Source organism: Thermodesulfobium narugense DSM 14796 (assembly GCF_000212395.1).
Lineage (GTDB): Bacteria > Thermodesulfobiota > Thermodesulfobiia > Thermodesulfobiales > Thermodesulfobiaceae > Thermodesulfobium > Thermodesulfobium narugense.
The window spans coordinates 1528040-1554594 of record NC_015499.1 but is presented as its reverse complement, the minus strand read 5'-3'; the positions used below and the strand labels follow the sequence as shown (position 1 = coordinate 1554594).

Below are 26555 nucleotides of genomic sequence, written 5' to 3'. Positions count from 1 at the left end.
AAACTTTGCCAGAAATTCGTATTAACAAAGATGAATCAATAGACAGTGCTCTAAAACGATTTAACAAAGTGGTTCAGCAGGAAGGGATTCTTTCTGAAGTTAGAAAGAGAGAATTCTACGAAAGTCCTAGTGTAAAGAAAAAGAAGAAGAGGGCTGAGGCAGCAAAAAAAAGAAAAAAAAGATAATTTAAATTAAAATGAACTTTAGCCGCTTTGGCTCTCTTTTGGGGCAGCTGAAGCCTTTTTGGTCTCGCTTTAAAGGGGAAGAACTCTTTAGTTATTTGTTGATTGCGTTTTTGTTAGCAGCCCTTCTTTATAATTTAAGAGGGGTCTATCCTACTTTGACTGTGGGGAAAATGGTTCCTTTCGATGTAGTTTCTCCTAAAGATGCCCAGATTGTAAATAAAGTTGCTACAGAAGAGTTAAAAATTCAAAGAGAAAGAGCTGTACCAGATGTTTTAGTGGTAACATATGATAAATTTGGTTCTATTCATGATTCTATTAATTATTTCCTTTCAAATTTAGAATCTACAAAAAATCTTCCCGAAGCTCAAAGGGTTGCAAAACTTAAAGACATCGCGCCCTTTTTAACTGAGAGAGATATAGAGACGTTAATCTCATCAAATCCAAAAGAATTAGAAGCCGATACTAACAAAATTTTTGCGCTCTTGCAAAAGGAAGAAAGATTGGACGTGTTGTCTAATAGAGTAGCAAGTATTATTAGTTCTTTGAAGTTGGATCCAGATACTTCGCAGGCGTTTATGAATTTGATTTTAGGTTATTTCAGGATTAATGCGACTATAGACAATAAACTAACCAATGAGCTTAAACAAAAAGCAATTGAAGGGATTGCTCCAGTTGTAATTGATGTTAAAAAGGGGCAAATACTGGTTAGAAGTGGAGAGATCTTGACTCCAGAAAAAGCTTATTTGTTAAAAGAGCTGGGAATTATGGACAACCTTTCTGGAGTTAGAAATTTTGTTAGTCTATTTTTCTTTTCAGCGCTGATGTTATTTGCTTTTAGATTTATTGTTTATAATTTTTCACCGAAAATAACTCTTGATAGAGGACACTTGATAGTTCTTGGTGCTCTTTCTTCTGTTTATATACTTTTTGTTTTTGTTTTGTTTCCTATTTCGCCAATTATTGTGCCTCTTGCAAGTATTTCTTTACTTTTGTCTTTGATTTTTACTCCTGCTGTTTCTCTCCTTTATTCAGTTATATTGTCAATTTTGGTTTTCTTTTTTGGCAATTTTAGTCTTCTTGGCTTTTACATGGCGGTCATTAGCGCTTTTGCAGGTGCATTCTTTGGTAGAGGGATACAAAGAAGAGGAGATTTGTCTGATACGGCTTTTTTGTTTTCGTTGACGTTTTTTTTAGCAGTTTTACTTTGGGATGTCTGGAGCGGTATAAACGTGCTTGATTCCCTTAGCCAGTTTGCCTTTGCTATTGCAAACGGATTTTTATCATCGATTGCAGCAATGGGCGCGCTTCCTTATATTGAGAGCACTGTTGGAGTTCTTAGCCCATTGAAATTAATGGACCTATCAAATCCTAGCCATCCACTGTTAAAAAGGTTACAAATGGAAGCTCCTGGAACTTATCACCACAGCATAATAGTGGCAAATCTTGCTGAGACAGCAGCTGAAGAAATTAACGCTGACCCTTTGCTTGCCAGGGTTGCGTCTTATTATCATGATGTTGGAAAACTTAAAAGACCTCAATTTTTTGTAGAAAATCAAAAAAATGGCGTAAATTTACATTCAGAAATATCTCCCTGGTTATCTGCTACCATTTTGATTTCACATGTGAAAGACGGTGTAGAAATTGCCAAATCATATGGCATTCCAGACAAGATATTGGACATAATTTCTCAGCATCATGGTACAAGTTTGATTGTGTTTTTTTATCATAAGGCACTGCAATCGGGTTTTTCTGAAGTCGAAGAGAAAGATTTTAGATATCCTGGGCCCCTTCCCAAAACTAAAGAAGCTGCTATAGTAATGCTAGCGGATGCGGTAGAAGCTGCTGTGAGGGCATCATCTGGTTCAGTTTCGCCAAAAATAGATAGTTTGGTTGATAGAATTTTTAAAAACAAACTTGAAGATGGTCAATTAAGCGAATCGCCAATCACTCTTCAAGAGCTTCTTAGAATAAAAGAAGTTTTTATAAGATTGTTTATAGGATCTTTTCATCAAAGAATTGAGTATCCCGATCTTGCTAATCTCAATAGAAAATAATCTTAAAGCGTTGGAGGTTTTTTTACACTGAAAAATAGTGCGTTTCATTTTAATATATTTAATATAATTTTAAGGTTTGCAATTCTTTTATGAGTTTAGTATTATCTAAAAGAAAAAGGTATAAGTTAAACTATATCAAATTAAAAAAGGCAATTAAAGAATCTATGAATTTTCTTGGTGTAGGGGATTGTGAGCTTAGTTTATTGTTAACGGACAATAACGAAATTAGGATTTTGAACAAAGAGTTTCGTAAGAGTGATTGTCCTACAGATGTTCTCTCTTTCGAAGGGGATATGAATTTAGGCGTTTTGGGAGATATTGTAATCTCTGTAGAGAGGGCAAGGGAGGATTTTGTATCTGGTTCCTATGGTGAGATAATTCCTGAGGTTGCTAAAAAAAATTTTGAAAGCTACTTGCTTTGGCTTGTTATTCACGGGATCCTACATAATTTAGGATTTGACCACAACGATGATGTTAGCGAAAGAAAAATGAGATCTAAGGAGAGAGATTGTCTTGAAAAGGTCTCACAATATTTATAAAAGTTTTTATTTTGCAATAATGGGTCTTTTGATAGCTTTTAAAGAAGAGAGAAATCTAAAAATTCAGTTAACAATGTTTTTTTTACTGTTAGCTATTGGATTAATATTAAGATTTAAACCTATTGAATGGATTATTGTTTTATTGTCTTCATCTATTGTTATTGTTTCTGAGATTATTAATTCAGTTGTAGAAAGAATAATGGACTATATAAATCCAGAATTTGATGATAGAGTTAAGATAATAAAGGATATGTCTGCCTCATTTGTTCTTATTGCATGCCTTTTCTCTGTAATTATTTTTTTGATTTTAATTTTCAACCGATTTTTTCCATATATTTTTGGATTAAACAATTCTTTTAAGGATATTAAACTAACATGATAACTTATTTTCTTTTATCTTTGTTTTTAATAATTTGTTCAGCTTTTTTGTCATGTAATGAAACTGTTTTTACTAAAGCCAGTAGAATTAAAATTATGCAGTGGATTAATGACAAAGAATCCGGACACGAAAAAGCAGGATTTCTTCTAACACATCCTCAAGAAGTGATTACAACCCTTTTGCTATTGAATAACTTCGTTAATATAGCGCTTTCTACTTTGGTAACGTCTTTTATGATAGAGCTATTTTCTTTAAATAATATTGGTTCTATAGCAATTGCTGCTACTCTATCTGTAATTATTTCTTCGCTCTTTATTATTGTTATTGGTGAAATTGTACCGAAAACTATTGGTTACTATTTTGCCGATAAGTTATTTTTTGTTTTTATATTCTTCCTTTATTTTATGACTCATTTAAGCAGACCATTTGTTTTTGTGTTTACTTCTATATCAAGGACTTTCTTATTTCCATTTGGTATAAAAAACGTTAAAGGATTGCCGTCAATTACGGAAAGCGAATTGAAATATCTTGTGAACGTAAGTGAAGAAGAAGGGGTTATAGAAAAAGAAGAGAAAGAGATGATAAGTGGTGTTTTTGAATTCAAAGATAAAGTAGTAAGAGAAATTATGGTTCCAAGAATCGATATGGTATGCATAAAAAAGGGGACTACTTTGAGCGAAACTTTAGAAATTATAAGAAATGAAGGGCATTCAAGATATCCTGTTTATGATAAGGATATAGACAACATTGTAGGCATTTTATATGTAAAGGATATTCTTATGAATTTGGGTCCTTCTACTGATTATTCCAAAAGTATTGACTCATCGCTTAGAGAAGCTTACTTCGTCCCGGAAGGGAAAAATATTAGCGAACTATTCAGAGAGCTTCAGGCTAAGAGGTTGTACATGGCTATTGTAATAGATGAATTTGGGGGTACTGCAGGGCTTTTGACAGTAGAAGATCTGGTTGAGGAAATAGTAGGAGAGATAAGAGACGAGTATGATTTTGATGAAGAGGCGCTCGTGAAAGATTTTAACGAAAATAGTTTTATTGCAAATGGAAGATTAAGCTTGAGGGAATTTGCAGCCAAAGTTGAGCTTGATTTTGAGGATTTTATTGATGGTTACAATGAAGAAACGCTTGCAGGTCTTTTGTTTGCCCTCTTTGGAAAGATACCAAAAGAGGGCGATAAAATTTCGTTTAAAGGCATCGAATTCAAAATTTTGAAAGTGGATGGCAGAAGAATAAGGGATGTATTGGTTACCAAAGAGAAAGGAGATATAGATGAAGTCAAACAATAATACAAAATTTGTTTTCGTTACTGGTGGAGTTACCTCATCTTTGGGAAAGGGCATAGTTGTCGCTTCTTTGGGGAGAATATTGAAATCTATGGGTTTAAAAGTAAACGTTATTAAGCTCGATCCATATTTAAACGTAGACCCAGGCACAATGAATCCCTATCAGCATGGCGAAGTGTTTGTAACCGATGATGGAGCTGAGACTGATCTTGATCTTGGGCACTATGAAAGATTTATAAATACCAATCTTACAAAGTCATCTAATTTGACTTCAGGTATGGTTTATCAAGAAATACTTTTAAAGGAGAGACGAGGAGATTTCCTGGGAGGCACTGTTCAAGTTGTGCCACATGTAATAAATGAGATAAAGTCAAAGATCAGAGAGGCTGCAGAGTTGCTCAACGATGGTGGAGTTCTAATTTGTGAAGTTGGAGGTACAGTAGGAGATATAGAGGGAGAGCCATTTTTGGAGGCAATTAGACAGTTTAAAAAAGACGTTGGTAGAGATAATACCCTTTATATTCACTTAACTCTTGTTCCTTATTTAAAGGCTGCAAAGGAACTTAAAACAAAACCAACCCAACACAGCGTCAAGGAGTTAAGGAGCATTGGAATTCAACCAGATATAATAATACTTAGATCTGAAAAATCTATTAACAATTCCATAAGGGAAAAAATATCTTTATTTTGTGATGTAGAGCCTGAAGCAGTAATTCCTTTGGAAGATGTGAAGTATGTAATTTATGAAGCGCCAATTATGCTTGAGTCCAACAAATTAAGCAGACTGGTAACAAGTAAACTAAAGATTGAACCATACGTAGAACCGCAGTTGGATAGTTGGATCAGAATAGTTGAAATGGCTAAGAATTTGAAGAATACAGTTGAAATTGCTATTGCAGGCAAATATGTTGGATTGCCTGATTCTTATATTAGCGTAGTGGAGTCTTTGAGACATAGCAGCTTGCATTTGGGATATGAATTGAAAATTAGATGGATAAATACTGAAAATATTAACTCAATGGATGATGCAAAAAGAATGCTTGAGGGAGTAAAAGGCATCGTGGTGCCTGGTGGCTTTGGAGTCAGGGGAATAGAGGGGAAGATATTGGCAGCAAGATTTGCTCGTGAAAATAATATTCCGTACTTTGGATTGTGTTTGGGCATGCAGATTATGTGTATTGAATTTGCAAGAAATGTGCTTGGATTAGAGGGCGCAAATAGTACAGAATTTGATGAGAATACAAAATTTCCTGTAATTGATTTAATGGAAGAACAAAAGAGTGTGATTGATAAGGGAGCCACGATGAGGCTTGGAGCATTTCCCTGTAAGTTGATGGATAACACTCTTGCAAAGCGTGCCTATAACCAAGATTTGGTCTTCGAAAGGCACAGACACAGATATGAATTCAATAATATGTTTAAAAAAGAGTTTGAAGAACATGGCATGATTGCTAGTGGCATATTTGAGGAAAAAAATCTAGTAGAAATTGTAGAGTTAAGAGGTCATAGATGGTATTTGGGGACCCAATTTCATCCAGAATTTAAATCTAGACCCAATAAGCCTCACCCATTGTTTTTTGACTTTATGAAAGTAGCAATATCTGATAAATCTTGAGATAAAAGTTTCTGACTTTATAGTTTTAATTTTTAATTTTTAAACAAATAAGTATAGATTTGGTTATTTTTAGATTTTTATTTGGAGAGTAGAGATTTGGATATAGAGAAAGAAGTAAATTTGCTTTTAGATTCTAAAAACAGAATTGACAAAAACTTAATAGAAAAACTTATAGACGAAGCTAAGAATGCTTCAATGTATTCTTATTCGCCTTATTCAAAGTTTGCAGTTGGAGCTAGTTTGTTGTTAAAAAGCAGAAACATAGTTCAGGGTTGTAATATAGAAAATTCCTCTTATGGATCCACTATGTGTGCTGAAAGAGTAGCTTTTTTTAAAGCCATATCTTATGGAGAGCGAAGTTTTTTATGTCTTGCAGTATACAATAAAAATATTTTGCCATATCCGTGTGGATGTTGCCTTCAGGTTATGTCTGAATTTGTGGACAGTAAGTTCCCAATTATTTTGATTTCTGATAAAGAAAGAAGGATTATGAGTTTTTCGGATCTTTTAAGACATCCATTCAGCTTGTATAAATGACTAATCAGGTGATCTTTTTAAAGTCTTATCCTATTAAAGAAAATAGCTTTATTGTTAAAATCTTAACTGATAGTGAAGGTTCTTTGCCAGCTCTCCTAAGAGGTAGTAAGAAGAATATACTTAGAAAATTAATTTTTCCTGGCACACTTATGGATGTTGAACTTGTTAAAACAAAGGGAGAGATTATGATATTAAATGAGTATAGAATAATAAGATCGCCAAATATAAGTTCTTTTAGACAATCTATTTTGCTTTCTTCATATCTAGACATTATAGATAAAATTGCAAGAGGTCATTTTGAATCTGTTCAAAGAGTTTATACAAACATATTTTTTGAGGATGAAACTCAATTTAAAGATCTTGATTGGTTCATAAGATGTTTGAAGGAAGAGTTTTATTATGCTGGTTTTATGGATAAATTGACTTATGAAAAAGACGTTGGTGACTTTAAGACAATAAAGAGGCAAATAATTGAAATTTTAGGCTATTTACCAAAATCAATTAGGCTGATTGAAAAGGAATTTTATGAATAGAGTCTGGCTTTTTGAAGACAAATACTTTTTAAGGCTGTGGATAGCTCAGATTTTTTCACAGTTTTCTGATAAATTTTTGATGGCAGCCTTAATGATTGCAGTTTCAAATATAACCAGTACAAATATTAGCGTTTCTTCTCTTATGGTATCCTTTGCTCTCCCATCGGTAATCATAGCTCCTTTTATAGGAGTTTTTTTGGATAAAGTGGATAGAAAGATTATCCTGGTTTCAATTAATATCCTAAGAAGTTTGCTGTCTATTTTATTAGTTTTTTTTCTAGAAAATTTATTTGCAATCTATTTGTATAGTTTTTTAATAGCTTCATTGATTGTTATATTTGCTCCAGCAGAATTTGCAATGATACCAAAAACTGCTTCGAAAAAAAATTTGCCAGCTGCTAACTCGCTCTTTAACGTTACATGGGTAATGTCATTTATACTTGGTTTTGCAGCTATTAGCCCAGTTGTGTTGTTTTTTGGTATAAAAGTAGCAGTAGTGCTTGCAGCTATGTCTTATTTGGTGGCTGCTGTCGTTTCTTCAATTTTGCCAAATGACAGACCGCATTCAGAAGTAAAATATTGTTCTTTCAGGAAGGCTCTCTTTGATTCCTTTACCTATATAAAATCCTCAAAGCTCATTCAGGTTTTAATACTTGAACAATCTGTAGCAACTTCTTTGATGGGAATGGTAAGCGTTCTAGCTGTAGGTTATGTTAGAGAGGTTTTGCACCTTAGTGAGGCTAATTTTTCTATAATAGTAGTTCCTGCAGGGCTTGGAATGGTTTTAGGTTCTTTAATAATTGGGCACATTAAAACCCCAAATTTTAAAAATTCTACCATTGTAAGTATAGGAATATTGTTTGCCAGCTTGTGCTTGGTGCTAATGTCTATAATTACTCAAATGCTTATTATACCCATCATTTCCTTTTTGTTAGGTATTTCTAATGCTCTTGTAAACATTCCGATTCAATCTATGATGCAAAAGGTTGTAAAAGAATCTTTCAGGGGGAGAGTCTTTGCAATACTAAATATGTTTATTAGCTTTACTTCGACATTTCCGATTCTTTTTACGGGTGAATTAGCTGATATGTTTGGTGTAAGAATTTGTTTTCTAATTCTTGGTATTCTAACTTCATTTTTATATTTTTCTATGAAATCTGTTGCATTGGAGGCTGATAAGATTGAGTAAACTTAAAATACTAATTCTTGGCAGACTTTCTCCTGTTGATGGTAATTCAGTTTATGTACAGGAAATCAAAGAAAAACTTAGTGAAAGAGGACACAACGTCCATTTATTACTTTTTGACGAGGGTGAAGACGAAGAAGACAAGAGCTTTTTGCCCTATTTATTTAAAACCCAACCATACATTATGATCGCTCCTTCAACAATAAAAAAATTAAAGGACATTGTAAAAGCTGTAAAGCCAGATTGTATTCATATATCTTTGACACTGTCCTTCTTAGATTTTTTTATCCCGGATCTATTTGACGATATTCCTGTAATTGCCACATTTCATCCTCCTTTTGACAAAAACAAAACTCTTTGGGGGGTCTTTTCACAGGTTGTTTACAACGTTTATGCGCCCTTTTTAAACAATTATGATAAGATTATTACTCTTTCATCTGTGCAAAGCGACTTTCTAATAGAAAAAGGGGTGAAAAGAGAAAAGCTTCAAATAATACCAAACGGAGTAGACCCTATAAAATATTCACCGGGTTACTCTAATCTTAAGGAAAAGTTAGATGCTGACTTCCTTTTTCTTTATCTAGGGAGAATAAGTCCTGAAAAGAATGTAAAAGTATTATGTGAGGCCTTTTTAGAGAACGAGTTTCCAGAGAAGGTTAAGCTATTAGTTGTTGGTGACGGAATTGAACTTTTGAGATTAAAGAAAGACTTTGATTGCGAGAACATAATATTTTTTGGTGAAGCAAAACAGGATAGAAAACAGGAAATTTTTAGATCTAGCGATGTCTTTGTTTTGCCATCATCAATAGAAGGGCTTCCTCTTGCTCTTTTGGAGGCAATGAGTTTTAAATTAATGTGCATAGCAACAAATGTAGGAGCTACAAAGGATGCGCTTCATGATTCTGGAATACTGATTAATCCTATGAGATTAAAAGATGAATTAACAAATGCTTTAAAAATTAGTTATCAAAACAAAGAACTAAGAAATAAATTTTCGAGTAAAGCGAGAGAAAGAATTATAAGTGACTTTAATATATTTAGACAAATACAAATTTTGGAAGATGTCTACTATAATGTAATAAATTCAAGGGATTTTTTGAAGAATAACAAAGTTTAAATAAATAAATATTTTTTATCAAATATTTGGAAGGTGTGAAAATTAACCAAAAGAGAATAGAAAAGAAGAATATTGTATATTTTGGACAGGAGAAATCGGAAGAATTTAGATCAAGCATGGTATCTTTTATATTTTTTAATCTGTCAAAATACAAATCAATTTTATCTTCGATATTTATTCTTGTTTATTTTCTTGTATGGTTCTATGTCAGAAAGATTATAATAGTCCTTTATGTTTTCTCTATAATAATATTTTTTGTTTATCTTTTTTTTCTCATTAAGAAATTGAAAAGTAATAATAATATTAGCAGTTTAAAACAAAATGAAATAAAAAGAAATGACATTCCCTGTGACTTTAGCATTTTAATATGTGCTCACAACGAAGAAGATGTTATCGAAAATACTCTAAGAAAAATTACTGAGTTGGAAGGGAATTTTGAAATAGTAATAGTAGATGATAGATCTGAGGACAAAACAGGTAAAATAGTAGATGATTTTGTATTCACATATAAAAAGGAATCTCATTCTGGTAAGAAAATTAAAATTTTACATAGAGCTCCTGGTTCTAAACCTGGGAAATCGGCTAGTTTGAACGATGGGATAAAACTTTGTGTGGGCGATTATGTAATTATGCTGGATGCAGATTCATATTTTGCTGAAAAAGATGCCTTGCTTAAAATTTCTAATTTTATAAGCGAGTTTAAACCCGATGCAATTCAATTAAGAAAGGTTTCATCAAATCCAAATTATAATCTTATCTCCTATTTATCCTATCTTGAATTGTGTCTGGATTCTTTTATGCAAAAATCTAGAAACGCGTTTGGAGGGGCTGTTGAACTTCGTGGTACAGGAATGATTATTAAAAGAGATGTTTTGAAAGAAGTTCATGGGTTTGATGAAGAGTCTATTACAGACGATCTAGAAATGTCTTCGAGATTGTTCTTTAATGGAAAAAAGATAGTGTTTCTTGAAGAACCTTTTGTCTATGAACAAACTGTTTTTGATATCTTGTCTTGGTGGAGACAAAGGTTTAGATGGCTTGAGGGTTCACTCAGGAGATATATTAAATATTCAGCGCTTATCTTAAGAAGAGCGATCTTAAACAGGCCAAGTAATTTTTTAAAAGAAATTTCTTTTGAATCAACTAAATCTAACATTGATTTTTTTCTTTTCTTTATTTCAGAATTTTTGATACCTTTTTTTGCTATACTCTCTATATTTGAAGAATTGGGATTGTTGATTTTTGGGAAAGGTGATATTTTAGTATTTTTAGTTATTATTTTGTCTTATCCAGCTTTAATATTTCCAGTTTCAATGTATTTTTTAAAGGACTATTTTAATATGAGTTTTATAAGAAGAATTTTACTTTCTTTGTTTTTTTCTTGTTATATGTTGACCTGGATGTTTATAATGTTTTTTGTTTTTAAAAGAGTTTTGTTTGACAATAAACCCAGCATATGGGTTTCCCCAAAACGTTTAGGAGGTGTTTGAAATCAAAAAATTAAATTTTCAACAGATCATATTAAAACTTCAGGATTTTTGGACAAAAAATGGGTGTGTATTACTTCAACCGTATGATGTGGAAAAGGGAGCTGGCACGATGAACCCTTCGACCTTTTTGAGGGTTTTGGGGAAAGACAGTTGGAATACCTGTTATGTTGAGCCATCTAGAAGGCCTACTGATGGTAGATATGGGGAAAATCCTAACAGACTTCAGCACTATTATCAGTTTCAGGTTATATTAAAACCTGCTCCAACGTTTACTCAAGATATATATATAAGAAGTCTTGAAGCATTGGGCCTTGATGTAAAAAAACACGATATTAGGTTTGTAGAAGATGATTGGGAGTCTCCAACTCTTGGTGCTTGGGGTATAGGTTGGGAAGTGTGGTTGGATGGCATGGAGATAACCCAGTTTACTTATTTTCAACAGGCTGGTGGAATAGATCTTGATCCCATTTCTCTTGAGATTACCTATGGGTTAGAAAGAATAGCTCTTTATCTACAGGATGTAGACAATGTTTTTGACATAAAGATTAACGATAAAGTAACCTATCGAGATGTTCATTTTAACGGTGAAGTAGAGTGGTCAAAGTTTAATTTTGAAGAAGCTGATATTTCGATGCTAAAAAGGCACTTTGATGATTATGAACAAGAGGCTTTAAGATTAATAGAATTAGACTTAATAAGGCCCGCTTATGATTATGTGCTTAAGTGCTCGCATAATTTTAACCTTTTGGACGCAAGGGGTGCAATTGGAGTTTTAGAAAGGACACATTATATATCAAGAGTTAGAAATCTTGCAAAAGAGGTTGCAAAAAAAATTGTAGCTTTTGAGAAAAATAATAAAGAGAACAAAAGTAAAAATGTTTAATTTAAAGTTTATTATTTTAAAGAAAGAGAGGAAATGTAGATAAAGGTATGAAATACTTGTTGGAAATAGGCTGTGAAGAGATGCCGTTTAACTTTGCTTCAAGCGTTTGTGTAGACTTTAAAGAAATATTTTTAAGCAAATTTTCAGAGATATTTGATGGTAAAGATTTAGAAATGATAAAACAAAGCACAGAATGTTATGCCACTCCGAGAAGAATTGTCTTATTTTCTAGTTTGCCCGATTTTACTCCGGAAACAAAACAAAAAATAAAAGGACCTCCTGTAAGATTTGCTTACGATTCCAATATGAAGCCTATGCCTGCGTTGTTTAAATTTGTTGAAAAATTTAATATTTCTGTTGATGATGTAATGATTGATAAGAGCGAAAGTGGAGAGTATGTAGTATTTTATAAAACGGATAAAGGCTTGAAGATTTCAGATATCATCCCAAATATTTTGCCCAAAATAGTTTCAGAGTTGAAGATGCCAAAGAGCATGAGATGGGGGGCTGGAATTAGGTTTGTAAGGCCAATAAGATGGATTTTATCTATTTCTGACTCTGGACATGTAAAAGTCCATCTTGGAAGATTGGAATCGGATAAATTTACTTTTCTTGAAAGGTTTGCTCCAAACGAGCAGCATGAAGTAAATTCAATCGAAGATTATTTTAATATTATGAAAGAAAAAAATATTATCGTCGATCATAATGAAAGAGCAAAGATGATAGATTTTGAAATTAATAAAGTTTTGAATAAGAGCCAAAAAATTGTTTGTGATGAGAATCTTTTAAGAGAAGTGTTGTTTTTGGTTGAGAGTCCAAAAGCATTTTTAGGATCATTTAATTCTGAATTTTTGAATCTTCCCAGAGAAGTTCTCATAACTGTCATGGCAAGGCATCAAAGATATTTTGCTGTAGTAGATAATAATAACCAGATAATGCCAAATTTTGTAGGAATAATAAACGGTGTAAACAAGGATACGAAGATAGTTAGAGCGGGGAACGAAAAGGTTTTGAAAGCAAGATTGTCTGATGCAATGTTTTTTATGAAAAAGGATTTAACAAAAAAGTTAAGGGATAGATTAGACGATCTCGTTAGCGTTTCTTATCTTGAGGGATTGGGGAACTATCTTGACAAAACCTTTAGGATTAGAGAATTATCTCTTGCATTTAATAGGTTTTTTGACATAAATCTTGACGAAGAGCTAATAAAAAATTCTTCGACGCTTTTAAAGTGCGATTTAGTTACTCAGATGGTTTTTGAATTTCCAGAATTGCAGGGTATAATGGGAAGAATTTACGCTGAAAAAGAAGGAATCGATCCTGAAATTGCCCGTGCAATAGAAGAGCATTATCTCCCAATAAGCATGAAGTCTCCTCTTCCTACTACCTTATTAGGAAAGTTATTCTCTTTTTCTGACAAATGCGATCACCTATTTATGTCCTTTTTAAACAACTTAACTCCATCAGGTGCAGGTGACCCCTATGGTCAAAGAAGGGCAAGTGCAGGAGTATTGAGAATATTGATGGACATCGGTTATGAAAATGAACTTGAAGAAATATTTAACTTTGCTCTGAATTCTATTTCATATATAACCACACTCCCTTCAAGAGATATTAGCCAGTTAATTAGTTTTATGAAAACTAGGATGTCATCATTATTTATTGATATGGGTTATAGATATGATTTGGTTGACGCTGTATTAGACATTACTTCTTCACCTGTAAAAGCCAAAAGAAGATTGGACGTTCTTACTGAATGGTCTAAGAGAAAGGATTTCTTTGATATTGTAAGTACCATTATCCGACTTGGAAGAATTATTTCTGACAAAGAAGAGTTGGTAGCTTTTGACTCATCTTTATTAGTTGAAAGAGACGAAAGGGAGCTTTACGAAAAATTTATTAACAATAAAGATAAATTGGAAGATGCAATAATAAATAAAAAATACGATGAGATTCTAAATATAATTATTAACCTGTCTGGACCAATTCACACATTTTTTGAGAATGTGCTCGTTAACGTGGAGGATAAGAAAATTAGAGACAACAGAAAGGCATTATTAAACTTGATATCATTGCCATTTTTTAGGCTGTGGAATTGGAAAAAGATTGTAAGAAATCAATAATAACTTTCCTTATTAAGGAGTCAATATGAATATTCTAATATTATCTGATTCAACTGGTCACACTGCGCAGGCTGTAGCTGTGGCTGCAACAAGCCTTTTTCCTGATAATGCTGTGGATTTTCGAATTAAAAGAATTCCTTATGTAACTGATGATAAAAAACTTATTGAAATTCTAGAAAACATTAACCCAGAAGACACATTGATACTCTACACGATTGTTACCAGTCAACTAAGATCACTTTTGAAGGATGAAGTAGAAAAAAGATCTATAAAGGCTGTAGACGTTTTAGGTCAAACAATTGATGCAATAAAAACGTTTACAAGACAAAGCCCAATTGAAAAACCAGGAATTTTACACAAACTCGATACTATGTACTTTAGCCGAGTAGAGGCAATAGAGTTTGCTGTGAGATGTGATGATGGAAGGGCAAATGTAGGCGATTTGTTAAAAGCTGATTTAATATTAATTGGCGTATCTCGAACTTCTAAAACTCCACTTTCAATGTATATGGCACATCAAGGATACAAGGTTGCCAATATTCCTTTGGTATTAGGGATAGAACCGCCTAGTATTTTGTTTGAGTTGCCAAAGGAAAAAATAATTGGTTTGACTATTGAGCCAAATGCTCTTGCAGCAATAAGGGCAAAGAGATTGGAAAAAATGGGCATTACTGGTATGAAAGCATACATGGACATACGATTTGTAGAAGAAGAGCTTGCTTTTGCTAAAAATATTATGAAAAGGATTGGTTGCAAAATTGTGGATGCTACAAATAAGGCGGTAGAAGAAACTGCCACAGAGATACTTAATATTTTAAGCAACAATAGGATCTCTTAGAAGGTTTATACTTTCTCTTTGTGCTAAAATCTAATTTAGTAATTCAAAGTACAAAAAGGGTTTAAATTCTATTTTAGGAGGAGTGAGCATGGGGAAATGGGTATATTTATTTGAAGAAGGCAACGCTTCCATGAGAGACTTGCTGGGTGGTAAGGGTGCTGGACTTGCAGAGATGACAAACATCGGTTTGCCTGTGCCCCCCGGATTTACTATTACAACTGAAGTTTGTAATCTCTATATGGAAAAAGGGGAAAAAATCATCGAAGAGCTTTGGCCGATGGTTTTGGAAAATATCAAGATTGTTGAAGAAAAAACTGGGAAAAAGTTTGCTGCAAAGTCTGGGTTGCCCCTTCTTTTTTCGGTTAGGTCTGGTGCAAAGTTCTCAATGCCGGGAATGATGGATACTGTTTTAAACATAGGATTAAACGATGAAACAGTAGAATTGTTTAGTAAGGAATCTTCTAATCCAAGACTTGCTTATGATTCTTATAGAAGACTTGTTCAGATGTTTGGTGATATTGTTCTTGATATGGGTTTGCAGCCGTTTGAAAATGAACTTGAGAATATGAAAGCCAAAAAAGGCATTAAATATGATGTGGAATTAAGTGCTGAAGACCTTAAGGAACTTATAAAAAGATACTTCGATATATACAAGAGGTTTAATAAAGAATTTCCACAGGATCCATTTGTTCAATTGAAAATGGCTATAGAGGCTGTTTTTAAATCATGGAATGCTCCTCGTGCAATTACTTACAGAAAAATTAACAATATTCCAAATGATCTTGGTACAGCTGTAAACGTTGTTACTATGGTCTTTGGAAATATGGGTAATGATAGCGCTACCGGTGTGGCATTTACAAGAGATCCAAAGAAAGGCGACAAGGGTGTATTTGGTGAGTATTTAGTAAACGCCCAGGGTGAAGACGTGGTTGCTGGCATAAGAACGCCAAAGCCAATAATTGAGTTAAAAAAGGAAATGCCAAGCGTTTATGATGAACTTCTAAAGTTTTGTAAGGTCCTTGAAGAACACTATAAAGATATGCAGGATATAGAGTTTACCATAGAAAAAGGCAAACTTTATATGCTTCAAGTTAGAACTGGCAAAAGAACACCTGGTGCAGCCGTAAAACTAGCTATGGATTTTTTGAATGAAGGGTTAATTAACGAAGAAGAAGCAATTCTAAGAGTTGAACCTTCACAGGTGGACTTTTTACTTCATCCAAGAATTGATGTTTCCTCAAAGCTTCAGAGCATAGCAAAGGGCTTAGGAGCATCTCCGGGTGCTGCTACTGGTAAAGTGGTCTTTGATGCTGATCTTGCCGCTAAGATGAGCGATGAAGACGTAATTTTAGTTAGACCAGAAACTGTACCAGATGACATTCATGGTCTGGCTGCTGCAAAGGGTGTTCTTACCGCAAGAGGTGGCATGACAAGCCATGCTGCTGTGGTAGCTAGAGGAATGGGAAAGCCTGCTGTAGTAGGCGCTGAATCGATAAAAATAGATCTAAAAGAAAGGCTCTTTACTGTAAATGGCGAAACTGTAAAGGAATTTGACGTTATAACTATAGATGGAACTTCTGGAAATATTTTTAAAGGTGTTGCTCCACTTATTATGCCTGAACTTAGTGAAGATCTTAAGAATTTGTTGTCTTTGTCTGATAAATTAGCAAAGATTCAAGTTAGGGCTAATGCTGATACTCCAGAGGACGCGAAAAGAAGTTATGAATTTGGGGCAAAGGGTATAGGCCTTTGTAGGACTGAACATATGTTTATGGCACAGGATAGGCTTCCTGCTATGCAGGAGATGATAGTAGCCGAAACTATAGAAGAAAGAAAGGCTGCACTTGAAAAATTGCTTCCTATGCAAAGAGAAGATTTTTATGGGATATTTAAAGAAATGAAAGGATATCCTGTAATAATCAGACTTCTTGACCCGCCTTTGCACGAATTTTTGCCAAAAAGAGAGATCTTGAAAGAAGAGATAGCCCAGCATGAGAAAAATGGAGAAAAAGACCTTGTAGAGAAAAAGAAAAGACTTCTTAGAAGAGCAGAGGCTCTAAAGGAATCTAATCCAATGATGGGCTTTAGAGGGTGTAGGTTGGGTCTTGTTTATCCTGAAATAAATGAGATGCAGGTTAGGGCTATCCTGGAAGCAGCAGCAATGGTAATCAAAGAGGGCGATAAAGTCTTTCCAGAAATAATGGTGCCACTTGTGGGCCATATAAATGAAATAAGACTTGTCAGGGAAAAGCTTGAAGAAGTTGCAAAAGAAGTTATTTCAGAGCAGGGCATTCAGATACCATATCTATTTGGGACAATGATAGAACTTCCAAGGGCGGCGCTAAAAGCTGATGAAATAGCAAAATATGCTAGATTTTTCTCTTTTGGTACAAATGACCTTACTCAGATGACCTTTGGCTTTAGCCGAGATGATGCAGAAAGCAAGTTTTTACCGGTGTATTTAGAGAGAGGAATACTGCCTGTAAACCCATTTCAAACTCTTGATAGAGACGGAGTGGGCGAGTTGATGAGGATTGCTGTCGAAAGGGGAAGAAAGGCAAACAAGGAACTTGAAATTGGCATATGTGGTGAACATGGTGGAGACCCTGAGTCAATAGCTTTTTGCTATGAAATAGGCCTTGATTATGTTAGCTGTTCTCCTTTTAGGGTCCCGGTTGCTAGGCTTGCTGCTGCAAGGGCAACTATTCTTGCAAAAAGGCAGTATGAAGCCGATAAATAATATTTAATTAATTTTTTAGAATTTGATGCTGGTTTATAGAACTACTCAGGAAGAAAGAGAAAAAAGATATCTTTCAAAATTGGCGGCTCTTAGTTCAAAGACTTTGGGTCGCCAGACTCCTGAGCCTGAATGTGAATACAGAAATCCATTTCAAAGAGATAGGGACAGAATTATTCATTCAAAGGCATTTAGACGCTTGAAACATAAAACTCAAGTTTTTATTTCTCCTGAAGGAGATCATTTTAGAACGAGACTTACTCATGTTCTTGAGGTTTCTCAGATTTCTAGAACGTGTGCAAGAATTTTAGGTTTAAATGAAGATCTTGTAGAGGCAATAAGTCTTGGTCACGATCTGGGGCATACTCCATTTGGTCATATAGGCGAGGATGTATTGAATAGGCTGTTGCCTCCATTTAGACACGAGGAACAAAGTTTAAGAGTTGTTGACATTTTAGAAAAAAGAGAAGGGAAAGGGTTTGGGTTAAACCTTACTCAAGAGACAAGAGACGGTATTCTAAGGCATAGTATAAACGATAAAATTAAACCTATTACTCAAGAGGGCTTGTTGGTGAGATATTGTGACAAAATTTCTTATATATGTCATGACCTCGATGATGCAATAAGAGCAGGTTTATTGAAATACGATGATTTGCCCTCCTTTGTTAAAGAAATTGGCAAGACTCATAGTGAGAGGGTAGATACTCTTATTAGGCTTATTATTAGTGGATTTGACGAAGAAGAAGGATTTAAAGATGATGCAAAATTTATTGGTGTAATTAAGAGTTTAAGGGATTTTATGATGCAAAGCGTATATTCAGCAGAAATTCTAAGAAGAGAAGAAGAAAAGGTTACTAGAATGTTTAACTTTATAATAGAGTATTTGAAGTCAAATATTGACAAAATTTTGAATTTGCCTGAGGTGTATGGGTGGTATAATTCTGATTCAGAAAAATCAAATATTGCTATAAAGGATTATATTTCAGGCATGACTGATTCTTATATAGTCTTATATTTTGAAAAAAACTTTTTACCTTCAAGCTGGCCACTTAAGTTGGATTTCTAGCTAAATGTGTTAAAATTTTTATATTATTATATTGTAGTTATTTTTCAAATTAATTTCACTAAAAGGGGGTCAGTATGCTTTATCAGATTGCGTTGCATGTAAAAAGTTGTGATACATATAGGTTGGGGATTGCAATTGATCAGGTTGAAAAGCTTTACCAAAAGGTAAGTCCAGGATCTATATCGGTAATATTTCTTTTTACATTTGAGGGGATTGATTTGTTCTATAAGCGCATAGTTACAGAAGACCTTGTGAAGAGAATGGAAAATTTAAGTACTTATGGCGTAAAATTTAAGCTAGTATTACCCAATGCTGAAAAAGTAAAATCCGACGAGTATCCATTTTTAGATATTATTGATGCTGGTCTAATAGAACTGGTAAAGCTTTATAGATCAGGATATTTTTACATAAGCATATAAAGACTAATTTTTGGGAGTTTGACTATGCAAATTTTGATGCCTGAAGTAAACAAGGATAGTATAAGAAATAGATTGGTAAAATGGTTAAAAAAAGAAAACGATCTGGTAAAAGTTGGCGATGAGATAGCTTTGATTGAAAATCAAAGGGTGACAAGCGTTATAAAGTCTCCCTATTCTGGAAGGCTAATTAATATGCTTCAAGAAAATAGTTTTATAAATGTAGGTCAACCAGTTGCTGAGGTTGTAGATGTCTTATCTAATGAGAGCCCTTCTCTAGGTATAAATAAGGATTTGGAAACTCGAGTAGAAAAAGTAAAAATAGAACACAAAGAGGAACCTGAAGAACTTGTAAAAGTACATAGGGGAAATTTTTTGAAGCTAAAGATTAGGGTTAACGTTTTAAGAAGCACTAATTTTATTAGAAGAAATTCTATTACTCTTTCGAGTTATTTATTCTTCTGTGTTTTAAAATCATATATTAAATATCCCTTTTTTGGGCAAGATTATTCTATTAACTTTTTGGAGTTAACTGATAAAGGTTTAGAGAGTAGTTTTTCTTATTCAGATAAGTTACTTAAGAAAGTTCAGATTGAGGGGTTAAGATCTATAGAGGAATTTAAAACAGAAAAAGATGAAGTTGTAGATTTTTCAGCAAATGAAGGGTTGTATATAATCCTTTGTAAGGGTATTGAGTTGGATGAGGTAGAGTTAAATTTGAGCAGTAATACATCTGTGCTTTTAATTTCTGCTTATAATAAAGCAGAATTTGAAAATGAAGAGCCTGAGGATGAGCTAAGCATATTTTTTGAATGTATTTTTCAAAAAAACTTATCCTTTGTTTTGAATTTTATGAAACAATTAAGGGATTTTTTAATTAATCCTGAGAATTTAGTCATCTAAGTTTGTATTTATTTTATTTGTGGAGGAGATAAAGATGATTAGTGTAGTGGTATCGGGTATTGGTGGAAAGATGGGAAGAATGGTTTCTGAAACCATTTTAAAACAGCCAGACATGAAGTTGGTAGGTGGGGTTGACCCTGCTGTTGGCGGGAAAACTCTCAGCGAGTTATTTAAGATTGATGATCCTACTACTGTAAGTTCTACTATTGAAGACCTGTTGGTAAAAACTCAGTTTGACGTGTTGATAGATTTTACAAGGGGAAATGTAGCCCCGCATACTATTGAAAAGACTCTTGAATATAGGAGAAACGTGGTAGTAGGGACAACGGGAATTGATGGCAAAGAATTGGATCGCCTGGGCAAGATGGCAAATGAATTAAAAGTAGGATTTTTCCTGGCCCCTAATTTTTCTTTAGGTGCTGTTTTGATGATGGAGTTTGCTAAAAAGGCAGCTAAGTATCTGGATCATGCTGAAATAATAGAGCTTCATCACAATCAAAAAGCTGATGCCCCTTCTGGGACTGCTTTAAGAACAGCGTATTTGATGTCAGAGGGTTCAAAAGTTTTTAATAAAGATACTGTTCAAGGCGAAGAGAAGATAAAGTGTGCCCTCGGTGGAGAGGTAAACGGTATTAGAATCCATTCTGTAAGACTACCTGGTTTTGTAGCACATCAAGAAGTTCTTTTTGGAGGCGTGGGTGAAATTTTGACAATTAGGCATGATTCTTTGTCAAGAGAATCATTTATGCCGGGCGTGCTACTTGCAATTAGAAAAGTAAAGGACCTAAACGGTTTTGTAATAGGTCTAGAAAACTTGTTATAAATGGAATTAAGTTTTTATGGTAATAACTTTATCTATAAGTCCTCGCAGCTAAATTGACTGCGAGGTTTTTTTTAGATTTAAAGAAACTTAAAATTAGTTTTTTTTAAAAATATGAAAATTTTGTAGTTATTTTCTTATTAACATAAAATTAACATTATTGTGATAAATTAAGATGTGTATCTTATGCTAACTTTAAGGAGTGAAAGAGCTTAGTGTTCAAAAGAGCTAAGTTTTTGTTTGATTCTAGTTCTTTTAGGCTTGAAAATTTTTCTTTTTTTGACTTATTGTTAAAGTTTTCTGCACTTTTTCTGGTACTATTGCCTGCTTTGATTTTTATAGTTTTGTTTATAAATTCTTTACCTGCAATAGAACATTTGGGTTTTAGTGTGTTTACTACGAATAACTGGGATCCTGTAAACGATAAATTTGGTGTGATAGCGCCTTTGCTTGTAACAGTTATGGTTGGCGTTATTAGCACAGTTTTGGGTTTGATGATTTCAACTCCAATTGCCCTCTTTCTTTCATTTTATTCAAGAGGAAAAATTTCTTCTTTTTTTTCTACAGTTATAGATGCGCTTGCGTCTATTCCATCAGTGGTTCTTGGCTTATGGGCTATTTTTTATGTGGCTCCACACATTGATAAAGTTGAGACTATAATAAAAACTTTCTTTGGTTTTATCCCATTTTTAAATGGAGATCCTTCTCCATTTGGTCTTTTTACTACTATTCTAATCTTGACCTTGATGCTTGTCCCGATTCAGACGGTTTTGATCAAGGAATTAATAGTTTTGGTTCCTAAAAGTCTAATTGAGGCTGGTTTTAGTCTTGGAATAACAAAGTTTGAGATTGTAAAGGGTTTGATTCTGCCATTTATCAAAGAGGGAATAATAGCTGTAATTTTTCTCTCTCTTGCAAGAGGCATGGAAGAGACAATGGCTACAGCAATGCTTATTGGAAATAGACCTTTTTTCCCAAATTCTCTCTTTTCTCCTACCGCAACGCTAACAAGTATTATTGCAAATGAATTTGCGGAGGCTTTTTCTAGAATATATCTATCTGTTTTATTTGAGCTTGGACTTATTTTGTTTGTTCTTGTGTTTGTTACTAATGTTTTTGCTAAGCTCTTACTAAGGTTTTTGTATAGGAGGGCATAGTTTGAGATTTATTGTTGATAAAGTTTTTCAAGTTTTTACGCTTGGGGTGGCAATTTTTGTATCTTTAATTTTAGCCTTTATACTTTTTCAACTTATAAAAGATGGGATTAGTTCGCTAAGCATTAATTTTTTTACTGAAACGGCAAGGCCTGTAGGTTCTAGTTCAGGAGGATTCAAACAAGCAATTGTAGGTTCTATAATTATTGATTCAATTGCAATGATAATAATTGTTTGTTTATCTATTTTGGGAGGTCTATATTTGCACCTTTATTCTGGAAGTTTTTTTGCCAAGGTTCTAAAAGAATCGATGTCTTTGCTTCAGGGGACTCCAACAATTGTTTGTGGTATCTGTGTTTATTATATAGTAGTAAAGCAAATGGGACACTTTTCTGGTCTTGCTGGTTCGGTAGCGCTTGCGTTAGTTGGAATTCCATATATGGTGCTTGCAAGTGAGCAGATTTTTAATATGACTCCTACCCTTTTGCTTGAGGCGGCTTATTCGCTTGGTCTTTCTAGAACAAGGGTTATTTTTTTCGTGGTACTTAGGTTTGCAAAATTTCCACTTCTTGCTATTTCACTTTTAACTCTTGCACGAATAGCCGGTGAAACAGCTCCGCTTCTTTTTACAGCTTTTGGAAATAGCTTTTTAGAGTTAAACCCTACAAGGCCAATGGCTGCAATACCGTTGCAAATATTTATATATGCAATCTCGCCATATGATGAATGGCACAGATTAGCCTGGGCTGGAGCCTTAGTTCTAATAACTTTTGTTACAGTTTTGAGTATAATTTTAGGTCGTTATAGAAGACTCGGAGAGTAGGCGAAAGATATGATAAAGATGAAATTGCAGGATGTTCACGCTTTTTTTGGGAAGAACGAAGTTTTGAAGGGCATTAACCTTGATATTTATGATAAGGCTGTTACAGCAATAATTGGTCCTTCTGGATGCGGGAAAACAACGCTTTTGAGGTGTTTGAATAGAATGCACGAACTCGATAAAAATGCATCTGTTAAGGGGAAAATACTTTTAGACAATGAGGACATTTTCAAGATGGATTTATATAAAGTGAGAAGAAAGGTTGGAATGGTTTTTCAAAGACCTAATCCCTTTCCCTTTATGTCCATACAGGATAATGTCCTAGCAGGATTTTTGATGAGCGGAAAAAGACTTTCAAAAAAACAAAAAGAAGAAATATGTGAAAAGAATTTAATTAGAGTTGCTTTGTGGGAAGAAACTAAAGATAGGTTAAAAGATCTTCCAACGAATCTTTCAGGCGGTCAACAACAAAGGCTTTGCATTGCAAGAGCCCTTGCAAACGATCCCGAAATTATCTTGATGGATGAGCCTACATCGGCACTTGACCCAATTTCTACTGCAAAAATAGAGGAATTGATAGTAAATCTGAAAAATGAGATAGTAATTGTCATAGTTACACACAACATGCAACAGGCAGCAAGAATTTCTGACTTTACTTCATTTATGTATCTTGGAAGTTTGATAGAATATGGTGTAACAGAACAGATATTTAAAGTTCCAAAAGAAAAGCTTACAGAGGACTATATAACTGGCAGATTTGGTTAAGAAAGAGAGGTGTATCTTTGGAGAGACATTTTGATATAGAAATCAGGGAATTAACAAAAAAGCTTTTCGAAATGACAACTCTTGTAGAGAGAGCGATAGATCTGGTAATTCTTTCCATTCTGGAAAGGGATTCAAGAATTGCTCAAGAGGTCATCGAAAGCGAAAAGATTACCGATGAACTTGAGATAGATATAGAAGAACAGTGTATGACTATGTTGGCGCTTTATCAGCCGGTAGCAAGGGATCTTAGATATATTGTTATGATTATGAGAATAATAGTAGATCTTGAAAGGATGTCTGATGAGACGAAGAGCATCGCTGTTTCTGCTATAAATTTGTTAAAGGATCCTCCAATTGAACTCTTTATGCAAAAAATTCCTGATATGGCTAAGAAAGTAAAGGTTATGGTTAGAAATGCCATTACCTCACTTGTGGAAAGAAACGAAGAGATGGCACTTAGCGTAATAGAAGATGATGATGCTGTAGATGAGGATTATCACAATATACTACAAAATTTAAAAAAAGAACTTGCTGAAAGGCGTTTTAACTGTGAGAGAATTATTGATTGGCTTTTTATTACCAGACATTTTGAGAGATTGGGGGATCATGCCACAAATATTGCAGAGGACGTTTTGTATATTGTAAGAGGAAAAAATGTAAAGCATATGAAGCCTTAACTGAAATTAAATTTAGCTGTGAGGGGAGTTTAGTCTTAAAAACTAAAGGATTTTTAGTTTGAAGTGGGGAGATGCAATTATGAAAATAAGAGTAACAAATGAAGCAAAAAAGTTTATTCAAGCGAGAACAAAAGGTACAGCTTACATTATAATTAGTGCACCTATAAAATATTGCGGTGCTTGAGCAGATCCAGAGCCTAGCAGTTTGCAGGCAAGAATAGTGACGCCGGATCAAATTAACAAATTTAAGCATGATCTGATTTTTTGGGAAGAAGGAATAAATGTGTACATTGATTTCCTTACAGATAAATACTTTGGTCAAATTGATCATGTTTTAGATCTTTGTTATGATGATGTTACTGAAGTTCCATATTTATGTGTAAATCCGGATCCAAGACTTCTTATGGATCTGGCAAAAGTCTAAAACATAACTTAAGGAGGTAAAGATGAAAGTTTTAGTTGCTGTGGACGGTTCAAAACCCTCAATGAAAGCTGCCGAATTTGCTTTGAATTTGGCAAAGGAACACAAATCGGTCGAAGTAATACTTATGACAGTAGGCTGTTCATATGACTGGACATATGTTAGCGATGATGTTTTTGTGGATCCAGAGAAGATTAATGAAGCCTGTGATTTGGCTTTTTCAAAAAAATTGGATGAAGCTAAGAAAATTTTTGATAATAGTGGAGTGAATGTAAAGGCTATACTGATATCAGGTGGCGACCCTGCAAAGGAAATTTTAAAATATGCTGAAGAAAATAATGTTGATAGAATTGTGGTTGGAAATAAGGGTTTAAATCCTTTGTCTGGGCTTTTGGGCAGCGTTGCTTATGCTATATTAAAAAATGCAAAGGTTCCAGTAATTCTGGTTAAATAGAATAAATTAAACAAAAACTAAATAATATTTTAAGGGCTATTTAGCTTGAAGGTATTCTTTTATTTTTTAGGGAGTGAGTAAAATAAGCGCCTTTACATCATTGGGTGAATACTTATCTTTTTTAGAAAAGAAAAATGAGTTAAAGAGAATAAAAGTTGAAGTTGACAGATACCTTGAAATAACGGAGATTGCAGATAGATTTGTAAAGGTAGGAGGACCTGCTCTTTACTTTGAAAGGGTAAAAAATTCTAATTTTCCTTTGGCTATTAACATTTTCGGTACTTGGGATAGAGTGATAAGTGCAATAGGAAATCCTGAAGACATTGCTAAAAGGATTGAAGAATTGCTTAAGTTTCCAACTAAGAAAGTTGGTTTTTGGGATGCTTTGAAATCTTTACCGGATGTTTTGGGACTTATAAATATAAAACCAAAAATTGTAAATAAAGCTCCGTGTCAGGAAGTAATATTAAAGGGTGACGAAGTAAATTTAGGCGATCTACCAATACTACATTGCTGGCCACTTGATGGTGGGCCGTTTATTACTCTTCCGCTTGTTATTACTCAGGATCCAATAACAAAAGAGAGAAACCTTGGGATGTACAGGATGCAAGTGTTTGATAAAAATACGACAGGTATGCACTGGCATCACCATAAGGATGGGGCAAGACACTATTCAAAATTAAATCCTGGTGAGAAAATGCCTATTGCAGTAGCTATTGGCGCTGACCCTGCTACTATTTATGCTGCTACGGCACCTTTGCCGCCAAACGTTGACGAATTTGTTTTTGCTGGTTTTTTGAGAGGTTCCGGTGTAGAGATGGTTAAAGCTGTAACTTCAGATTTATTGGTGCCGGCTCAAGCTGAATTTGTGTTAGAAGGTTACGTGGTGAAGGGAGAACTTAGACGAGAGGGGCCATTTGGAGACCATACTGGATTTTATTCTTTGGAAGACGATTTCCCTGTTTTTCACGTTGATTGTATTACTCATAGAAAAAATCCTATTTATGTAGCTACTATTGTGGGAAGACCTCCTATGGAAGATGCATATCTTGGCAAGGCTACTGAAAGAATATTTCTTCCTATGCTGAAGATGACTTTGCCTGAGATAGTGGATATAAACTTGCCAATTGAAGGGGTATTTCATAATTTGGCAGTAGTTTCAATTAAAAAGCAATATCCAGGGCATGCGAGAAAGGTTATGCATGCGCTGTGGGGACTTGGTCAGATGAGTTTTACGAAATTTATTATAGTAGTTGATGAAGATGTAAACGTACACGACATGTCCTTTGTGAGATGGAAAGCGCTTAATAATGTAGATCCAGAAAGGGATATTGAAATTGTAAAGGGTCCAGTGGACGTTTTAGATCACGCTGCTCCCTATCCGAGATTTGGTTCCAAGATGGGGATAGATGCAACAAGGAAGATGAAAGAAGAGGGGCTTGTAAGAGAATTTCCTCCTGATATTGTGATGGATAAAAAGATAAAAGATTTGGTGAGCAAACGTTGGAAAGAATATGGATTTTAGCATTGATTGAAAGGAGTTTG

Annotated in this window: 26 protein-coding genes; all 26 read left to right on the top strand. The window is 34.1% G+C overall.

Annotation, left to right across the window (positions count from 1 at the left end; genetic code table 11):
- Positions 1 to 5 precede the first annotated feature (5 nt).
- The 26 genes from rpsU (at position 6) to THENA_RS07560 (ending at position 26535) form a co-directional block, all read left to right on the top strand.
- Positions 6 to 185, top strand: a complete 180-nt coding sequence (gene rpsU, locus THENA_RS07685) for a 30S ribosomal protein S21 (protein ID WP_013756837.1) — start codon at positions 6 to 8, stop codon at positions 183 to 185.
- Positions 186 to 196: 11 nt separating this feature from the next.
- Positions 197 to 2239: an HD family phosphohydrolase gene (locus THENA_RS07680; RefSeq protein WP_013756836.1), complete on the top strand. Its 2043-nt coding sequence runs from the start codon at positions 197 to 199 to the stop codon at positions 2237 to 2239.
- 164 nt (positions 2240 to 2403) lie between these two features.
- On the top strand, positions 2404 to 2778 hold the full coding sequence (gene ybeY / locus THENA_RS07675; protein WP_169309428.1) for an rRNA maturation RNase YbeY: 375 nt from the start codon (positions 2404 to 2406) through the stop codon (positions 2776 to 2778).
- Complete coding sequence (locus tag THENA_RS07670; protein ID WP_013756834.1) at positions 2753 to 3157, top strand: diacylglycerol kinase; 405 nt, start codon at positions 2753 to 2755, stop codon at positions 3155 to 3157. The genes ybeY and THENA_RS07670 overlap by 26 nt, the downstream gene beginning before the upstream one ends.
- Positions 3154 to 4458 carry a hemolysin family protein gene (locus tag THENA_RS07665; protein ID WP_013756833.1) on the top strand — a complete coding sequence of 435 codons (1305 nt, stop codon included), beginning with the start codon at positions 3154 to 3156 and terminating at the stop codon, positions 4456 to 4458. The genes THENA_RS07670 and THENA_RS07665 overlap by 4 nt, the downstream gene beginning before the upstream one ends.
- A complete protein-coding gene (locus THENA_RS07660; RefSeq protein ID WP_013756832.1) occupies positions 4442 to 6070 on the top strand; it encodes a CTP synthase in 1629 nt (542 codons plus the stop codon). The genes THENA_RS07665 and THENA_RS07660 overlap by 17 nt, the downstream gene beginning before the upstream one ends.
- A gap of 96 nt (positions 6071 to 6166) precedes the next feature.
- Positions 6167 to 6607, top strand: coding sequence for a cytidine deaminase (gene cdd / locus THENA_RS07655; RefSeq protein ID WP_013756831.1), 441 nt, complete (start codon positions 6167 to 6169; stop codon positions 6605 to 6607).
- Entirely contained in the window at positions 6604 to 7140 is a 537-nt protein-coding gene (locus tag THENA_RS07650; RefSeq protein ID WP_013756830.1) for a recombination protein O N-terminal domain-containing protein, read from the top strand. Before cdd ends, THENA_RS07650 begins: the two co-directional genes overlap by 4 nt.
- On the top strand, positions 7133 to 8329 hold the full coding sequence (locus THENA_RS07645) for an MFS transporter (protein ID WP_013756829.1): 1197 nt from the start codon (positions 7133 to 7135) through the stop codon (positions 8327 to 8329). The genes THENA_RS07650 and THENA_RS07645 overlap by 8 nt, the downstream gene beginning before the upstream one ends.
- On the top strand, positions 8322 to 9443 hold the full coding sequence (locus tag THENA_RS07640) for a glycosyltransferase family 4 protein (protein WP_013756828.1): 1122 nt from the start codon (positions 8322 to 8324) through the stop codon (positions 9441 to 9443). Before THENA_RS07645 ends, THENA_RS07640 begins: the two co-directional genes overlap by 8 nt.
- 35 nt (positions 9444 to 9478) lie before the next feature.
- Positions 9479 to 10933, top strand: coding sequence for a glycosyltransferase (locus THENA_RS07635; RefSeq protein WP_013756827.1), 1455 nt, complete (start codon positions 9479 to 9481; stop codon positions 10931 to 10933).
- 1 nt (position 10934) lies between these two features.
- A complete protein-coding gene (locus THENA_RS07630; RefSeq protein WP_013756826.1) occupies positions 10935 to 11816 on the top strand; it encodes a glycine--tRNA ligase subunit alpha in 882 nt (293 codons plus the stop codon).
- A 47-nt stretch (positions 11817 to 11863) separates the two neighbouring features.
- Positions 11864 to 13939: a glycine--tRNA ligase subunit beta gene (gene glyS, locus THENA_RS07625; protein ID WP_013756825.1), complete on the top strand. Its 2076-nt coding sequence runs from the start codon at positions 11864 to 11866 to the stop codon at positions 13937 to 13939.
- Positions 13940 to 13964: 25 nt separating this feature from the next.
- Complete coding sequence (locus THENA_RS07620) at positions 13965 to 14777, top strand: pyruvate, water dikinase regulatory protein (RefSeq protein ID WP_013756824.1); 813 nt, start codon at positions 13965 to 13967, stop codon at positions 14775 to 14777.
- 88 nt (positions 14778 to 14865) lie between these two features.
- Positions 14866 to 17517 carry a pyruvate, phosphate dikinase gene (gene ppdK / locus THENA_RS07615; protein ID WP_013756823.1) on the top strand — a complete coding sequence of 884 codons (2652 nt, stop codon included), beginning with the start codon at positions 14866 to 14868 and terminating at the stop codon, positions 17515 to 17517.
- Between the two features lie 28 nt (positions 17518 to 17545).
- Positions 17546 to 18580, top strand: a complete 1035-nt coding sequence (locus THENA_RS07610; RefSeq protein ID WP_407635127.1) for a deoxyguanosinetriphosphate triphosphohydrolase — start codon at positions 17546 to 17548, stop codon at positions 18578 to 18580.
- 74 nt (positions 18581 to 18654) lie between these two features.
- Positions 18655 to 18999 carry a hypothetical protein gene (locus tag THENA_RS07605; RefSeq protein ID WP_013756821.1) on the top strand — a complete coding sequence of 115 codons (345 nt, stop codon included), beginning with the start codon at positions 18655 to 18657 and terminating at the stop codon, positions 18997 to 18999.
- A 24-nt stretch (positions 19000 to 19023) separates the two neighbouring features.
- Complete coding sequence (locus tag THENA_RS07600; RefSeq protein WP_013756820.1) at positions 19024 to 19899, top strand: lipoyl domain-containing protein; 876 nt, start codon at positions 19024 to 19026, stop codon at positions 19897 to 19899.
- 28 nt (positions 19900 to 19927) lie between these two features.
- Positions 19928 to 20722 carry a 4-hydroxy-tetrahydrodipicolinate reductase gene (gene dapB, locus THENA_RS07595; protein ID WP_041438632.1) on the top strand — a complete coding sequence of 265 codons (795 nt, stop codon included), beginning with the start codon at positions 19928 to 19930 and terminating at the stop codon, positions 20720 to 20722.
- Positions 20723 to 20934: 212 nt separating this feature from the next.
- Positions 20935 to 21876: a phosphate ABC transporter permease subunit PstC gene (pstC, locus tag THENA_RS07590; RefSeq protein WP_013756818.1), complete on the top strand. Its 942-nt coding sequence runs from the start codon at positions 20935 to 20937 to the stop codon at positions 21874 to 21876.
- A 1-nt stretch (position 21877) separates the two neighbouring features.
- On the top strand, positions 21878 to 22696 hold the full coding sequence (gene pstA, locus THENA_RS07585) for a phosphate ABC transporter permease PstA (protein ID WP_013756817.1): 819 nt from the start codon (positions 21878 to 21880) through the stop codon (positions 22694 to 22696).
- Between the two features lie 9 nt (positions 22697 to 22705).
- Positions 22706 to 23458: a phosphate ABC transporter ATP-binding protein PstB gene (pstB, locus tag THENA_RS07580; protein ID WP_013756816.1), complete on the top strand. Its 753-nt coding sequence runs from the start codon at positions 22706 to 22708 to the stop codon at positions 23456 to 23458.
- Between the two features lie 17 nt (positions 23459 to 23475).
- Positions 23476 to 24135 carry a phosphate signaling complex protein PhoU gene (gene phoU, locus THENA_RS07575; RefSeq protein ID WP_013756815.1) on the top strand — a complete coding sequence of 220 codons (660 nt, stop codon included), beginning with the start codon at positions 23476 to 23478 and terminating at the stop codon, positions 24133 to 24135.
- Between the two features lie 220 nt (positions 24136 to 24355).
- Positions 24356 to 24559 (top strand): hypothetical protein, encoded by a 204-nt coding sequence (locus tag THENA_RS07570; RefSeq protein ID WP_013756813.1) that lies wholly within the window; start codon positions 24356 to 24358, stop codon positions 24557 to 24559.
- 22 nt (positions 24560 to 24581) lie between these two features.
- On the top strand, positions 24582 to 25010 hold the full coding sequence (locus THENA_RS07565; protein ID WP_013756812.1) for a universal stress protein: 429 nt from the start codon (positions 24582 to 24584) through the stop codon (positions 25008 to 25010).
- Between the two features lie 100 nt (positions 25011 to 25110).
- On the top strand, positions 25111 to 26535 hold the full coding sequence (locus THENA_RS07560; protein ID WP_245523240.1) for a menaquinone biosynthesis decarboxylase: 1425 nt from the start codon (positions 25111 to 25113) through the stop codon (positions 26533 to 26535).
- Positions 26536 to 26555 lie beyond the last annotated feature (20 nt).

Coding starts and splice junctions, on each gene's coding strand:
- THENA_RS07620 (WP_013756824.1), top strand. CDS start 13,965: ATGAATATTCTAATATTATCTGATTCAACTGGTCACACTGCGCAGGCT.
- THENA_RS07680 (WP_013756836.1), top strand. CDS start 197: ATGAACTTTAGCCGCTTTGGCTCTCTTTTGGGGCAGCTGAAGCCTTTT.
- THENA_RS07565 (WP_013756812.1), top strand. CDS start 24,582: ATGAAAGTTTTAGTTGCTGTGGACGGTTCAAAACCCTCAATGAAAGCT.
- THENA_RS07665 (WP_013756833.1), top strand. CDS start 3,154: ATGATAACTTATTTTCTTTTATCTTTGTTTTTAATAATTTGTTCAGCT.
- THENA_RS07645 (WP_013756829.1), top strand. CDS start 7,133: ATGAATAGAGTCTGGCTTTTTGAAGACAAATACTTTTTAAGGCTGTGG.
- THENA_RS07650 (WP_013756830.1), top strand. CDS start 6,604: ATGACTAATCAGGTGATCTTTTTAAAGTCTTATCCTATTAAAGAAAAT.
- THENA_RS07660 (WP_013756832.1), top strand. CDS start 4,442: ATGAAGTCAAACAATAATACAAAATTTGTTTTCGTTACTGGTGGAGTT.
- ppdK (WP_013756823.1), top strand. CDS start 14,866: ATGGGGAAATGGGTATATTTATTTGAAGAAGGCAACGCTTCCATGAGA.
- glyS (WP_013756825.1), top strand. CDS start 11,864: ATGAAATACTTGTTGGAAATAGGCTGTGAAGAGATGCCGTTTAACTTT.
- ybeY (WP_169309428.1), top strand. CDS start 2,404: ATGAATTTTCTTGGTGTAGGGGATTGTGAGCTTAGTTTATTGTTAACG.
- THENA_RS07605 (WP_013756821.1), top strand. CDS start 18,655: ATGCTTTATCAGATTGCGTTGCATGTAAAAAGTTGTGATACATATAGG.
- THENA_RS07600 (WP_013756820.1), top strand. CDS start 19,024: ATGCAAATTTTGATGCCTGAAGTAAACAAGGATAGTATAAGAAATAGA.
- pstB (WP_013756816.1), top strand. CDS start 22,706: ATGATAAAGATGAAATTGCAGGATGTTCACGCTTTTTTTGGGAAGAAC.